At 38.2% G+C, this 14,006-nt stretch carries 12 protein-coding genes, 4 pseudogenes and 2 riboswitches; of the genes and pseudogenes, 3 read left to right on the forward strand and 13 right to left on the reverse strand.

Annotated elements, in window-relative coordinates:
* Window positions 1-58: 58 nt before the first annotated feature.
* From JCM13188_RS19470 to JCM13188_RS14055, 4 genes are all read right to left on the reverse strand, one after another.
* On the reverse strand, window positions 59-199 hold the full coding sequence (locus tag JCM13188_RS19470; RefSeq protein WP_279401910.1) for a YuzK family famiily protein: 141 nt from the start codon (window positions 197-199) through the stop codon (window positions 59-61).
* Between the two features lie 242 nt (window positions 200-441).
* Window positions 442-1,269 carry a MetQ/NlpA family ABC transporter substrate-binding protein gene (locus JCM13188_RS14045; protein WP_054754662.1) on the reverse strand — a complete coding sequence of 276 codons (828 nt, stop codon included), beginning with the start codon at window positions 1,267-1,269 and terminating at the stop codon, window positions 442-444.
* A 77-nt stretch (window positions 1,270-1,346) separates the two neighbouring features.
* On the reverse strand, window positions 1,347-2,015 hold the full coding sequence (locus JCM13188_RS14050; protein ID WP_054754663.1) for a methionine ABC transporter permease: 669 nt from the start codon (window positions 2,013-2,015) through the stop codon (window positions 1,347-1,349).
* Window positions 2,005-3,033: a methionine ABC transporter ATP-binding protein gene (locus tag JCM13188_RS14055; protein ID WP_054754664.1), complete on the reverse strand. Its 1,029-nt coding sequence runs from the start codon at window positions 3,031-3,033 to the stop codon at window positions 2,005-2,007. Before JCM13188_RS14055 ends, JCM13188_RS14050 begins: the two co-directional genes overlap by 11 nt.
* 92 nt (window positions 3,034-3,125) lie before the next feature.
* Window positions 3,126-3,232, reverse strand: a riboswitch (SAM riboswitch).
* A gap of 111 nt (window positions 3,233-3,343) precedes the next feature.
* Window positions 3,344-3,453, reverse strand: a riboswitch (SAM riboswitch).
* 88 nt (window positions 3,454-3,541) lie between these two features.
* Between JCM13188_RS14055 and JCM13188_RS19475 the strand changes: the two genes are divergently transcribed.
* Window positions 3,542-3,697 carry a hypothetical protein gene (locus JCM13188_RS19475; RefSeq protein ID WP_279401893.1) on the forward strand — a complete coding sequence of 52 codons (156 nt, stop codon included), beginning with the start codon at window positions 3,542-3,544 and terminating at the stop codon, window positions 3,695-3,697.
* 25 nt (window positions 3,698-3,722) lie between these two features.
* A complete protein-coding gene (locus JCM13188_RS19480) occupies window positions 3,723-3,962 on the forward strand; it encodes a thioredoxin domain-containing protein (protein WP_279401894.1) in 240 nt (79 codons plus the stop codon).
* On the opposite strand, the gene JCM13188_RS14065 is transcribed toward JCM13188_RS19480, so the two are convergent.
* From JCM13188_RS14065 to JCM13188_RS14105, 9 genes and pseudogenes are all read right to left on the reverse strand, one after another.
* On the reverse strand, window positions 3,954-4,208 hold the full coding sequence (locus JCM13188_RS14065) for a thioredoxin family protein (RefSeq protein ID WP_054754665.1): 255 nt from the start codon (window positions 4,206-4,208) through the stop codon (window positions 3,954-3,956). The genes JCM13188_RS19480 and JCM13188_RS14065 overlap by 9 nt on opposite strands.
* A 58-nt stretch (window positions 4,209-4,266) precedes the next feature.
* Complete coding sequence (locus JCM13188_RS14070; protein ID WP_279401895.1) at window positions 4,267-4,626, reverse strand: toprim domain-containing protein; 360 nt, start codon at window positions 4,624-4,626, stop codon at window positions 4,267-4,269.
* Window positions 4,627-4,756: 130 nt separating this feature from the next.
* Complete coding sequence (gcvH, locus tag JCM13188_RS14075; RefSeq protein ID WP_054754666.1) at window positions 4,757-5,140, reverse strand: glycine cleavage system protein GcvH; 384 nt, start codon at window positions 5,138-5,140, stop codon at window positions 4,757-4,759.
* A 78-nt stretch (window positions 5,141-5,218) separates the two neighbouring features.
* Window positions 5,219-5,574 (reverse strand): annotated as a pseudogene (locus JCM13188_RS14080) (arsenate reductase family protein).
* A 267-nt stretch (window positions 5,575-5,841) separates the two neighbouring features.
* On the reverse strand, window positions 5,842-7,626 hold the full coding sequence (locus JCM13188_RS14085) for an acyl-CoA dehydrogenase FadE (RefSeq protein WP_054754667.1): 1,785 nt from the start codon (window positions 7,624-7,626) through the stop codon (window positions 5,842-5,844).
* A gap of 20 nt (window positions 7,627-7,646) precedes the next feature.
* A pseudogene (locus JCM13188_RS14090) lies at window positions 7,647-8,821 on the reverse strand (acetyl-CoA C-acetyltransferase).
* Window positions 8,822-8,867: 46 nt separating this feature from the next.
* Window positions 8,868-11,271 (reverse strand): annotated as a pseudogene (locus tag JCM13188_RS14095) (3-hydroxyacyl-CoA dehydrogenase/enoyl-CoA hydratase family protein).
* A 133-nt stretch (window positions 11,272-11,404) separates the two neighbouring features.
* A pseudogene (locus JCM13188_RS14100) lies at window positions 11,405-12,322 on the reverse strand (proline dehydrogenase family protein).
* A gap of 171 nt (window positions 12,323-12,493) precedes the next feature.
* Complete coding sequence (locus JCM13188_RS14105; protein ID WP_054754668.1) at window positions 12,494-12,886, reverse strand: DUF302 domain-containing protein; 393 nt, start codon at window positions 12,884-12,886, stop codon at window positions 12,494-12,496.
* Window positions 12,887-13,045: 159 nt separating this feature from the next.
* Between JCM13188_RS14105 and JCM13188_RS14110 the strand changes: the two genes are divergently transcribed.
* Window positions 13,046-14,005: a metal ABC transporter solute-binding protein, Zn/Mn family gene (locus JCM13188_RS14110; RefSeq protein WP_054754669.1), complete on the forward strand. Its 960-nt coding sequence runs from the start codon at window positions 13,046-13,048 to the stop codon at window positions 14,003-14,005.
* Window position 14,006: the final 1 nt, after the last annotated feature.

Genomic DNA, 14,006 nt, shown 5'->3' on the forward strand with positions numbered 1-14,006 from the left:
GTAATGTCATCCACAATTTTTTATTTTACTGGGTTATGTCCCAGCCTCATTTCTTATTTTATCGATGTATTTGACGGTCGACTTCTGATACGAGGCGTCGACTCTCTCTATAGTTCTTCTCACGTTCTTTTTCAATTTGTAATCGTTTCTCGAGCTTCTGACTATACTCCGTGTAACCAACTCCATGCGATTGTTGCATGGCTTTCTCCATTTCGCTTGTGTACGTCAGATCAATCTCATTGTCGTTTTAAAATGACTAAATCATTCCTTTCTTTTAATTACAGTTATTATATTACCATGTGCTGAATTTATACCAAAACTCCATATATCCTCTTTAATAACAATTAAAAAGGATATGAGTGGTTTATCCTTACTCATATCCTTACCCTTTATTTTTGAGTTAAATCCTCTTTGTAGTTATCAATTACAAAAAATTTAACTTTATTTGCTTACAGGAACAACAGCTCCATCATATTCTTCCTTAATAAAGTCTTGAATTTCTTCAGAACGAAGTACCTCAACTAACGTTTGAAGGTTTTCGTTATTCTCATCTTCACTACGAGCTGCAATAACATTAACATAAGGTGAATCCGAACCTTCTAAAATAATGGCATCTTCTTCAGGTACAAGTCCTGCTTCAATCGCGTAGTTTGTGTTAATCGCAACTAATGCATTCTCTTCGCGGTTATAGAACTCTGGTAATAAACCTGCTTCAATACTAGCATCAAATTTTAGATTTAATGGGTTTTCAGCAATATCATCTAGCGTTGCTGAAACTGGGTCTATCCCTTCTTTAATTTTTATTAAATCGTGATTTTGCAGTAATGCTAGCACACGACCATGGTCCGCAACTGAACGGCTTAGTAGTACAGTGGTTCCTTCTTTAATGTCATCAACACTTTTGATATTTTTTGAGTAAATTCCCATTGGCTCAATATGAATGCCGCCTAAATTAACAAAGTCATACCCGAATTCTTTCTTTTGATCTTTCAAATACGGAATGTGCTGAAAGTAATTAGCATCTAAAGTACCGTTACTTAAATCTTCATTTGGTAACACATAATCTTGATATGACTCAATATTTAATGTGATTCCTTTTCCCTCTAATAATGGTTTAGCTTCTTCTAGTATTTCAGCGTGCGGAACACTTGTTGCACCTACTGTGATTTCGTTTGATTCTTCTTCTGAACTTCCTGAATCTCCTGCATTTCCTGATTCACCAGAAGTACCGCATGCGACTAAAACTAATGATAATAAACCGAATAAAATAGTGCGCTTATTTTTTTCATTTTAAAAAGCTCCCTTCAATATCTTCTTTTTATTTATGTTCAGTTGTAAACAACTTACTAACGTTTATCTAATGTTTTGGATAGGAAATCTCCAATGAATTGAAAAATAAAAACAATAACTACAATAAAGATTGTACAAGCAACGACAACATCAATATCTCGCCTTTGAAACCCTTTCAAATAAGCAAGGTCCCCTAGACCTCCCGCACCGATAACTCCGGCCATTGCTGTATAACTGATAAGGGCAATGGCAGTAACCGTAATTCCTGAGATTAGCGCCGGCATCGATTCTGGAAGCAACACTTTAAAGATAATCGTTCGAGTCTTTGCTCCCATTGACTTCGCTGCTTCAATGACTCCCTTGTCAACTTCTTTAAATGCAATTTCTACAAGTCTTGCATAGAAAGGTGCTGCGCCAATAATCAAAGCTGGTAGTGCTGCTTTAGGGCCCCTAATCGTTCCCATTAAGAAGTCCGTAAATGGGAATAACAATAAGATTAGTATTATAAACGGTATAGCACGGAAAACGTTGACGACTGTTGCTGTCACGCCATTTAACAATTTATTTTGCCACAAGTTCCCTTTCTCAGTTAAAAACAATAAAAGACCTAATAAAATTCCAAGAATCAATGTGCCAATCACTGAAATAATCGTCATGTATAAAGTTTCGTAAGTGGCTGTCCACATTTCATCCATTTGTACATTTGGAAATAAATCAGTCAACATCTTGAATCACCTCAACTTCCACACCCGATGACTGAATATAGTTGATCGTTTCGGTGATAACCTTTTGATCGCCACTAATCTCAACATAAAGCGTTCCATAAGCTCCTTCTTGAGTTGGCGAAATGGAACCTTGTAAAATGTTAATGTCAACAACGTACTTTCTTAATACATCTGAAATGAGTGCCCGCTTTGCATCATTACCGATGAAGTGAAGTTTAACCACTTCGCTATTTGAATCGTTAGTGACGAATCGATGTAAACCTTCTTGGTTATGCTCGAGTGGACTGAGTTGCTGCACAAAGCGCTTAGCAGTTTTAGACTGCGGTTTCACAAATACATCTAACACGTCACCTTGTTCAACGACCTTGCCTTGATCCATAACAGCTACGCGGTGACAAATTTTCTGAATCACATGCATCTCGTGAGTGATCATGATAATCGTTAAGTTTAGTTTTTTATTAATAGATACAAGAAGATCCAAAATATCATCCGTTGTTTCTGGGTCTAATGCAGAAGTTGCCTCATCACAAAGTAAGACGTCTGGATCATTTGCCAGCGCTCTGGCAATCCCAACGCGCTGCTTTTGACCGCCACTTAATTGAGATGGATAAGAATTTTCTCTTCCCTTCAGACCAACAAGCTCGATTAATTCAGATACTTTCTCTTTACGTTCTGATTTTGAAACACCCGCAATTTCAAGCGGGAAAGCAATGTTCTCAAACACTGTTCTTGACCAAAGCAGATTAAAGTGCTGAAAAATCATCCCGATTTTCTGGCGCTCTTTACGAAGCTTGCCTATATTTAAGCTTGTAATATTGGTCTGATTAATCGTAACGTCCCCGTTCGTTGGTTCCTCTAAGCGGTTAATCAATCTAATGAAAGTACTTTTCCCCGCGCCACTGTAACCAATGACACCGAAAATCTCACCTTTATCTATGTTAATAGACACATCATCGACGGCTTTAACTTCTTGATGTTTTGTTTTAAAGACCTTTGACAATCCTTTAATTGAAATCATGTAAAAATCTCCCTTTAACCCTTTTAATCATTAATGATTTAATCAGTAAAAAGACCTTTCCGTTCATAAGAGAACAGAAAGGTACATCCGTTCTCTTATCTACCAAAGCATCATACTTTGCAGGAATTAGCACCTGTCAGGAACACCTGATGGTTGCCGGGCTTCGTAGGGCCAGTCCCTCCACCTCTCTGGATAAGAGTATTATTTGTATATTTTTATATATAAATCATCTTAGTGAATATTCTTAGGACGAAAAATAAAAAGCCCTTTTCATGCAAGCGCAAGAAAAGAGCCGAATTCACCGTCACTTTTCTTATCTTGCAATGAATCTCTTCATTGCTGGAATTAGCACCTGTTAGGAATATCCTAATGGTTGCCGGGCTTCGCAGGGCCAGTTCCCTCCGCCTCTCTGGATAAGAAATCATGTTTTATTAATTTGATTGATTTTTATGTTAGCATGGTAATGTAGACAAGTCAATAATAAAATCTTATTAAAGGATGATCAACAATGAAAGCACCAATTTTCGAACTTCCTTTCCTAGATAGTCCTAACCAAACATTTAATTTAGAAGATGTATTAGGAAAAAAAGTCGTTCTAATAACTTTTGGGTGTCATGGTGCCCTGACTGCGCTCGTGACCTTCCTAAAAAGAGCAGTTCTATAAAACATCTCGCAATGATGAATTAGAAATGCTGACGATTAATGTTACGAGTCGTGAGCATGGTGAAGAAGAAGCGCTAAAATATCAGGAACAATTTTTAACAGAACCTGTTCTAAAAGATAACGGACGAGAAGTTTATGACCTATACGAATGTGAAGGTGTTCCAACAACCATCATTATAGATAAAGAGGGACAAGTCGTTGGACATTTTGGAGATCAAGCTGAATTCGTCTCCATCGTTCATAAATTAAGCGAGGCCTTAAACTAAGTAAGGCCCCATTTCTTTCAATAAGTATGGAACAGAATGAAATGTGTACAATCGATCTTTAAGCTCGCCTTGTCTAAATACCATCAAGCATGGAACGCTTGTCACTTCATGTGCTTGCACCCAGTCAGGTGCTAACGTTGCATTAAGTTCATAAAATTTATCTTGTTCTAAAGTTTCTTCAATATATTCAAGCATTCGCCGAGCTACTTTACACGTCCCGCAGAAAGGACTATTCACAAACACGATGTGATAGTCCTTTTTTGGGTTATAAAGTGAGCTTGTTTCTGGCTTATTTCAATCACGATTAAAACCCTTTCAAGTACTCCGTTTTGACTTTCATATTAGCTGACAATAATAAAGATGCTAACACATTCTCAGGTGCATCCTCAACTTCGCGGTACTTTTTATCAATATAAATGTTCTCAGCATGGGATAGCTCTTGATTTAACATTTTTCGTAACTTTTTACCAGGCTCATCCGTATCGGTGAAAATATACACATCTCGTTCGAACAATTGATAATCATCCACAAGCTCTTCAAGTGCGTCAATACCTAAAGTTCCAAATGTACAAAGTATAAAAACATCTTCATCATCTAAGATCTTCTGAATCTTTTTACGATCCTGTTTACCCTCTACAATTAACACTCTCGGTAATTCATCCATGTCATCACCATCTATCATCATTGAGCGACATTTCGCTTAGTATTATTTATATTCTCACCATTTATTTAAACTAGTCATTATGTTTAGATATAAGAAAAGCCGACCCAATAGGATCAGCCTTTTTTCGAGATTACTCAGAATCTGTCATTTCTTGATATTCATCTGCGTCCATTAAGTCATCTAGCTGAGAATCGTCACTTAGTTCAACAACAACCATCCAAGCTTTTTCGAATGGTGATTCGTTTACTAATTCAGGACTATCTTCAAGCTCTTCATTAATTTCAACAATCTTACCTGAAACTGGAGCGTAAAGCTCAGAAACTGTTTTAACAGATTCAACGCTACCGAACGGCTCATCTAATTCTAGTTCGTCTCCTACTTCTGGTAGTTCAACGAATACGATGTCGCCTAGTTCATCTTGTGCGAATTCTGTAATTCCAATTCTAACTTTGTCTCCTTCAACTTTTACCCATTCGTGTTCTTTAGAATAACGATACTCTTTCGGTAAGCTCATTTCTTAACCCTCCAACTTTTCAATATCTAAAGTTAATGATACAACAAAATACTGATTTTTTACACAATATTAATTAAGTTATTTCCAAGTTTCCTCAAAAGTTTCTTCTTTGAACCCGACTGTTACGTTTTGGCCATCTGTTACAATCGGCCGCTTGATCAACATTCCATCTGAAGCCAAAAGTTCGGTCATCTCATCTTCAGACATACCTTTTAACTTGTCTTTAAGTCCTAGCTCTCTGTACTTTTTCCCAGACGTGTTAAAAAACTTTTGGCTGGAAGCTCGCTTTTCTGAATAAAACTCTTTAACTCCTCTTGAGACGGAGGATTGTCAACAATATGTATGGAATCATACTCAACTCCATTTTCATCTAACCATTTTAACGCTTTACGGCATGTCCCGCATTTCGGGTACTGATAGACTTTTAAACCCATGAGAGCACCTCCTAATTGGTATCATAACATAAAAATTTAGGATTCGGATATTTAAAGTGTTGCTATTGAGGTTTAGTTATTAGCGGATTAGCTTTCTTTAGCTGTGTTTCGTCCTCTTATGGGCGTTTATCCCATTCCTATAGGTGTGTTTCGCTTCCCTATGGGTGTGTTTTTCCTTTCCTATGGGTGTGTTCCACATTCCTATGGGTGTAACTCACTCCTATTAAAAAAACAGCCGGGAGCACACCCGGCTGTTTACCTTATAAATTAAACAACATATTTTTCAGCGTCGATAATCGCAGCTGCGATTTCACGCTTCTTCTCAATCACGTTAATTGGATCGTGACGAGTAAGCTTGCGAAGTGCACCTAGCATCATGCGTAGGCTGTCACCTTCATCGCTTGCGATTAATGTTTCTTTCGCGTGAGCTTCAATGCGGTTAAACGCTTCTTGTACGTAAACTTGAGTTAAGTTAAGTTTCTGCTTGCTCTTCTCAGAACCAGCGCTATCTAATGATTTTTGCGTACGTAGAATCGCTGATTCCATGTTATAAATCTCAGCAGCAACGTCTGCAATGTTCACTAATAACTCTTGCTCTTGCTCAAGCTTTTCACCGTATTTCTGAGCTGCAATACCTGCTACTAATAAACCAATTTTCTTAGCATTCTTAAGTAGGTAGTATTCTTGCTCAAGTGGCTCATCGCCAACAGGTTCAGGCATCATTGTCATGAGTTCTTCTTGTAGGCCTTGAGCTTTTTGTAATAAAGGAAGTTCACCTTTCATGGCCTTCTTCATGAAAGTTCCAGGTACTAGCATACGGTTGATTTCGTTTGTACCTTCGAAAATACGGTTGATACGCGAGTCGCGGTACATACGCTCAACTTCATATTCTTGCATGAAGCCATAACCACCGTGGATTTGAACTGCTTCATCTACTGCAAAGTCTAGTAATTCAGTTGCCATATATTTGTTCATGGAGCACTCAATTGCGTATTCTGCGATACTTTTCGCAACTTCATTACCTTCGTTAAGCTGCTCTTTCGTAAGGCCGCCTAAACGCTGTTCGAATAAACCAACTGTACGGTAAACTGCACTTTCGTTTGCATACGTGTTTGCCGCAACGCTTGCTAGTTTCTCTTGAATAAGACGGAATTTAGAAATTGGTGTGTTGAACTGTTTACGCTCATTAGCATATTTAGTTGCCACTTCAATCGCGTGCTTAGCGCCACCAACGCCGCCAATTGCTAGCTTGTAACGTCCAACGTTTAGGATGTTGAATGCGATCACGTGTCCGCGACCAATTTCGCCTAAAACGTTCTCAACTGGTACTTCAGCATCTTCTAAGATTAAGGTACGAGTAGAAGACGATTTAATACCCATTTTCTTCTCTTCAGCACCTGTTGATACGCCTGGGAATTCACGTTCAACGATAAATGCTGTGAATTTCTCGCCATCAATTTTCGCATAAACAACGAACACATCTGCGAAAGCAGAGTTGGTAATCCACTGTTTTTCTCCGTTTAATACGTAGTGAGTTCCAGCTTCATTTAATTTCGCTGTCGTCTTTGCACCTAATGCATCTGATCCAGAACCTGGCTCAGTTAAGGCATAGGCTGCTAATTTTTCACCCGTTGCTAAAGCAGGTAAATATTTTTGCTTTTGCTCTTCATTTCCGAAAAATACGATTGGAAGTGAACCAATACCAACATGTGCACCGTGTGTAATTGAAAAACCACCAGCTAGTGACATTTTTTCAGTAATTAGTGAAGACGTGATTTTATCAAGCTCTAAACCACCATATTCTTCAGGAACATCTGCACCTAATAGACCAAGTTCCCCTGCTTTCTTTAATAAATCAACTGACTTATCAAACTCATGGTTTTCTAAGTTATCAATCACTGGCCATACTTCATTCTTCACATACTCTTCAGTCGTTCTCGCAATCATCTTATGTTCTTCAGTAAAATCTTCAGGCGTTAAAATATCTTCAGCCTTCACATCTTCGACTAAGAAGCCGCCACCCTTAAATACTTTTTCAGTTGTTTCACTCATTTTAAAATCCCCCTTGGATATTAAAGTAATTCAAATACTCCAGCAGCGCCCATGCCGCCGCCAATACACATTGTTACGACACCATATTTCACATCACGACGCTTCATTTCGTTCATAAGTGAAATGGTTAGTTTGGTACCCGTACAACCTAGTGGGTGACCTAAAGCAATTGCACCACCATTGACGTTAACAATATCTTCGTTTAAGCCAAGCTCACGAATAACTTGTAACGACTGAGAGGCGAACGCTTCATTTAATTCGAATAAGCCAATGTCATCTAGTGTTAAACCTGCTTGTTCTACAGCTTTTGGTATGGCTTTTACAGGACCGACGCCCATGATTTCAGGCTCTACACCTGCTACCGTAAATGAATGGAACTTTAAGATTGGTTTAAGTCCTTCTTTTTCAGCCTTTTCACGATCCATCACTAAAACAGATGCCGCGCCATCACTCATTTGTGATGAGTTACCTGCTGTAACACTTCCTTTTACATTAAATGCAGGTTTTAGCTTTCCTAGAATATCTTTTGTCGTTCCGGCACGTACACCTTCGTCACGGTCAAGCGTAACTGTTGTTTCTTTTACTTTGTTATCAGGACCTAGCTCACGGTTTGTTACCTTAACTGGAACGATTTCGTCATCAAATTTACCTTCTTGTAATGCTTTCGCAGCACGTTCGTGACTACGAGCAGCGAATTCATCTTGATCTTCACGAGATACACCAAACGTTGAGCAACTTCCTCTGCTGTATGCCCCATTGACATATAATAACCAGGAGCGTTCTGAACCAACTCAAGGTTTGGTTTAATCACATGGCCTCCCATCGGAATTAGGCTCATTGATTCAGCTCCGCCTGCTATAATCGCTTCACTACCTCCGACCATAATACGTTCAGCTGCATAAGCGATACTTTGTAAACCTGATGAGCAATAACGGTTGATGGTAATACCCGGTACATCATTAGGTAGTCCAGCAAGACCTGCAATATTACGTGCCATGTTCATCCCTTGTTCTGCTTCTGGCATCGCACATCCCATGATCACATCGTCAATCGGTCCATCATAGTTGTTTGCGCGTTTTAATGTTTCTTTAACCGTAAGCGCTGCTAGATCATCAGGGCGTGTATTAGCAAGTGTTCCTTTTTTCGCTTTACCTACAGGTGTTCTGGCACCCGCTACAATAACTGCTTCTCTCAAAATGGTTCCCCCTCTTCTATTCGAGATTTAACTCTTTAACGAACGATTAGTTACGTAATGGTTTTCCTTTTAATAGCATGTGCTGCATACGCTGCTGAGTCTTCGCTTCACCAATTAAGCTTAAGAACGCTTCACGCTCTAAATCAAGTAAGTATTGTTCATCAACTAACGTTCCGTATTTCAGACGACCGCCTGCTAGAACAAATGCTAGTTTCTCAGCAATCTTAAGGTCATATTCAGATGCATAGCCACTGTTTGCAAGTCCTTTTGCACCAAGTAGCATCGTTGCGTAACCCGCTTCACCAACAACTGGTACTTTTTCACGTTTTGGCGGGTTAAAACCAGCGTTGTGTAAGCTTAAAACTTTTTGCTTAGCATCATGAATTAAGTGGTCTCCATTTACGCTAATACTGTCTGTTCTTTCATCTAATAAACCGTTTTCAAATGCTTCAGCGGCAGATGTAGAAACTTTAGCCATTGCAATCTTTTCGAATACATCATTCGTTACTTTCTGAAGGTCAAAATCTACGCCTTCAGGAAGCCCTTTAAGCTGCTGAATATAGTATTCTTTGTTACCGCCACCACCAGGAATGAGGCCGACTCCAACTTCAACAAGACCCATGTAAGTTTCTTGTGAAGCTTGAACGCTGTGGGCTGGCAAGCAAACTTCAGTACCGCCGCCTAGGGTCATACCAAATGGAGCTGCAACAACTGGCTTTTCGTTATATTTAATATTCATCATCGCTTGTTGGAATTGTCTAATGACCATGTCTAACTCTGGGAAGTTAAAATCTTGCGCTTCCATGAGCATCATGCCAAGATTTGCCCCAACACAGAAGTTCTTACCTTGGTTTCCAATCACTAGACCCTTATAGTTCTTATTCACTTCCTCAAGCGACTGGTTGATCATTTGAATGGTATCTAAACCAATTGCATTGCTTTGTGAATGGAATTCTAGTAAGGCAACGTTATCGCCTAAGTCTATTAAGCTAGCACCAGCGTTTTTTCTTAATAACACCATTAGCTTGTTTGTGTAACTTAAGGTTTATTTCTTTAGGGTTAACTTCTTTTTCTACATATTCACCATTATGGTAGAAGTACACTTTACCATTTTCCGTTTTATAGAATGATTCAATGCCTTTCTCAAGCATTTCATCAACCCATGCAGGAACGGTCACACCTTCTTCTTTCATGCGTTCAACTGACTGTTTAACACCAATAGCATCCCACATTTCAAAAGGTCCAAGCTCCCAGCCGAAGCCCCATTTCATCGCTTCGTCAATGGCATTGATATCATCCGCAATTTCTCCTAAAAGTTCAGCTGAGTAAATTAGCGTTGGTTTGGAAATGTTCCAAACTAAGTCTCCAGCACGATCGCCTTTTGCATTTACAATGGCACGTACTTTACGTTTAGAACCTTTTTCTTGCTTAGCCATTTCAGTTGCTTGAGTTTTTAATTTCTTACGTTCTTCATAATCTAATGTCTCAGGATTTAACTCTAAGATCTGGCTTCCTTCTTTACCTTTTTTCTTCAGGAAAATCCTTGACCTGACTTGGCACCAAGCCAGCCTTTTTCATTCATTTGCTTCATGAATTCAGGAATAACAAACGCTTCTTTTTCGTTTCCATCGACATTGTCATAGACATTTTTTCGCAACATGGACAAATGTATCTAAGCCGACTACATCTAGAGTACGGAAAGTTGCACTCTTAGGTCTACCAATCATTGGACCAGTGACAGAATCAACTTCTCCAATCGAATAACCGCCTTTTAACATTTCTTTAACCGTTATTAGTAGCCCGTATGTACCAATACGGTTGGCGATGAAGTTTGGAGTGTCTTTCGCTTCAACAACACCTTTTCCAAGAACGTCTTCCCCAAATGTTTTCACAAAATCTAAGACTTTTGGATCTGTATCTTTATTCGGAATGACTTCTAATAACTTTAAGTAGCGAGGTGGGTTAAAGAAGTGCGTTCCTAAGAAGTGATTCTTAAAATCTTCTGAACGTCCTTCTGCCATCGCATTAATCGAAATACCTGATGTATTCGATGACACTAAAGTGCCATCTGTACGATGGGTTTCAACTTGCTCATATACCTTTTTCTTAATATCTAAGTTTTCAACAACCACTTCAATGACCCAGTCAACGTCTTTAATTTGCTCCATGTGATCATCAAAGTTACCAACTTGAATTAAATCAAGACTCTTCTTACTCGTAATTGGAGATGGTTTTTGCTTCTTAAGCTTCTCCTTATTACTAGCTGCAATACGATTACGTACTGCTGGGTCTTCTAATGTTAAACCTTTTTTCTTTTCAGCTTCAGTTAGTTCACGTGGCACGATGTCCAACATGAGCGTCGGGATTCCCACGTTAGCCAAGTGTGCGGCAATACCAGAACCCATCACACCAGAGCCTAATACTGCTGCGCGCTTGATTTTACGGTTCATGAAATGTTCCCCCCTGTTCTTGAATGAATACTCATTCATTTTTATGGTAAAAATATTGGATAGGTTAAACTACCCAATAAAATAATCTACTTTAACTATAAAATATTTTCAGATATTTCGCAAATACTTATCATTATTTTTTGAAAATTCCTTTTAACACAAAGGCTACGTTAGCTGGACGTTCAGCTAGACGTCTCATATTATAGCCAAACCAATCATTCCCATAAGGAACATAAACGCGCATCGTATAGCCTTCTTTAACTAGCTTCTCTTGAAGTTCTTGTCTAATACCATATAACATTTGAAATTCAAACTGGTCATTTGAGATCCCTTGTTCATTCACAAACTCTTTTGTGAAATCAATCATCGCATCATCATGTGTTGCGACAGCCGTATAATTTCCATTTGTTAAGTGCAGTTTAATGATCTTTTTAAAATTCTCATCCACATCTTTTTTATCTGGATAAGCTACCTTAGGTGATTCCTTATATGCCCCTTTAACTAAACGCAGATTCGGATTATATTGATCTAGGTGTTTAATGTCATCAACGGTTCTGTATAAGTAAGCTTGTAATACTGTTCCTAGACCATCATACTCTTGCTTTAATTCTTCAAATATATCTAATGTTAATTGACAGCGTTCATAGTCTTCCATATCAATCGTTACGAAAACACCATGCTTTTTCCCTGCTTCTAATATTTTACGCATGTTGTTCATAACGAGTTCCTTAGAAATGTCTAAGCCCATCGATGTCATTTTTAGTGAGAGCTGAGAATCTAGATTTTGACTAGCGATGGTCTCTATTGCACGTACGCATTGTTCTGTACGTTCACGAGCTTCGTTTTCATCGTTAACAAACTCCCCTAAATGGTCTAGTGTGACCGTCATACCTTTTTATTAAGCTCACGAATAGCTTCTGCTGCTTCTTCTATCGTTTCGCCCGCTACAAAACGTGACGCGAACATTTTTAAAGCCATACTTTTTGGCTAATTTAGTAAAAAACTTGTTATTAGATAGGAATAAGAAAAACTTACGCATTAACTTCTCAATCATGATGTTCCCCCCCAATTGCTTCTATATATGTGAAACCGGTTTCTATTTTACCATTTTTCGACAAAAAGATAACTAAAATTTTGGGAAAAATGATTCTTTTGCTTCTCCAAAAATTCAAACACTAAAAAGCCCCTATCGTTGCACTGGCAACAATAAGGGCTTCATTAATTATTTAGCTGCTTGATCAATTGCGTTCATCATTGTCTTCTCGATGTCTTTAGCAAAATCTTTTACGTCTTGCTGATCGATGTTTTCCATTAATACAGTAGGTCTCGGCATTCCGATCTTAGTACTACCATCCTTACTAGAATAAACAACTACTTTACAAGGAAGGAAGTAGCTGACCTTTTCTTCCATTTCTAACACTTCACTTGCAGCCTTTGGATTACAAACTTCTAAAATCCTAAATGTTTGGGTGAAATTATCAAATCCCTTGTTATGAAGTGTTTCTTTTACATCAAAATCCCAAAGTACACCAAACTTTACTTCTTTTAATGAATTGGATAGCGCTTCAACAGCTTCATCTACCGACTGACTAGTAGTAACTGTATAATCAAACATGACTAATCCCTCCTATTTAAATCTATAGTCATTATACCCAAAATACATTCAACACAAAACATTACCTAAATCGTAAGCGTTCCTATTTACAAATCGTAATCATTACGATAAACTAAAAAAGTCAACAAGGAATTGAATTATATTTTGGAGGATACAACTATGAAAATTATTAAATTACTAAGCGTAATGATTATTGGACTTATTCTTTTATATGCTTGTCAAAACACATCATCTTCAACATCTGAAGATCAAACCGAACATCATAAAATTGTGACTTCGATTTATCCAATTGAGTATATCGTTTCAGAGATTGGCGTTGATGTGGTCACTGTTGAGACAGTCGTACCTTCTGGAGCCGACGCTCATTCATATGAACCATCAACCAAAACGATGCTTGAGCTCAGTGAGGCAGACGGTTTCTTCTATATCGGTGAGGGAATGGAAAGCTTTTCTGAAACAATGGCTGAAACAGTCAATAATGAAGGCGTTCAGACTTTAGAACTCGCTAAGCACCACGATCTATTCGAAACGATCCATAACGAAGAAGTGGCCGTAACAGCGGAGTCTAATGAAGATGAACACGAAGGCCATAATCACGGCGAATTTGATCCGCACTTTTGGCTGGATCCAACGAGAATGGTTGAAGCGGGTGACGTAATCCTTGATCAGCTAATCACGATGTACCCTGAACAAGAAGATACACTCAAACAAAACTTTGAAACTTTTAAAGATAATATGAACGACTTAGACCAGCAATACCAATCAAGTTTCGAAAATGAGATTAACATCTTAGTAACTCATAAATCCTTTTCGTATCTTGAACAACGTTATCCAATTAAACAATATTCAATTAGAGGTCTGTCGTCATCTCAGGAGCCATCTCAGAAAGAACTACTGCAACTTTTTGACCAAATAGAAAATATGGAATTGGAGCACATTATATTAGAAACAAACTCCGAAGACCGTTTAGCCAAAACAATTGCGGAAGAAATGGAACTTACGCCATATTATCTAAGTAACCTCTCTTCAAGAACTGAAGAACAAATTAATCAAAATAAAGATTACTACGATATCATGATTGATAATTTAAATGTATTAAAAGAGATAAAGGGTGATTAAC

The organism is Piscibacillus salipiscarius JCM 13188 (assembly GCF_001311865.1).
Classification (GTDB): domain Bacteria; phylum Bacillota; class Bacilli; order Bacillales; family Alkalibacillaceae; genus Piscibacillus; species Piscibacillus salipiscarius.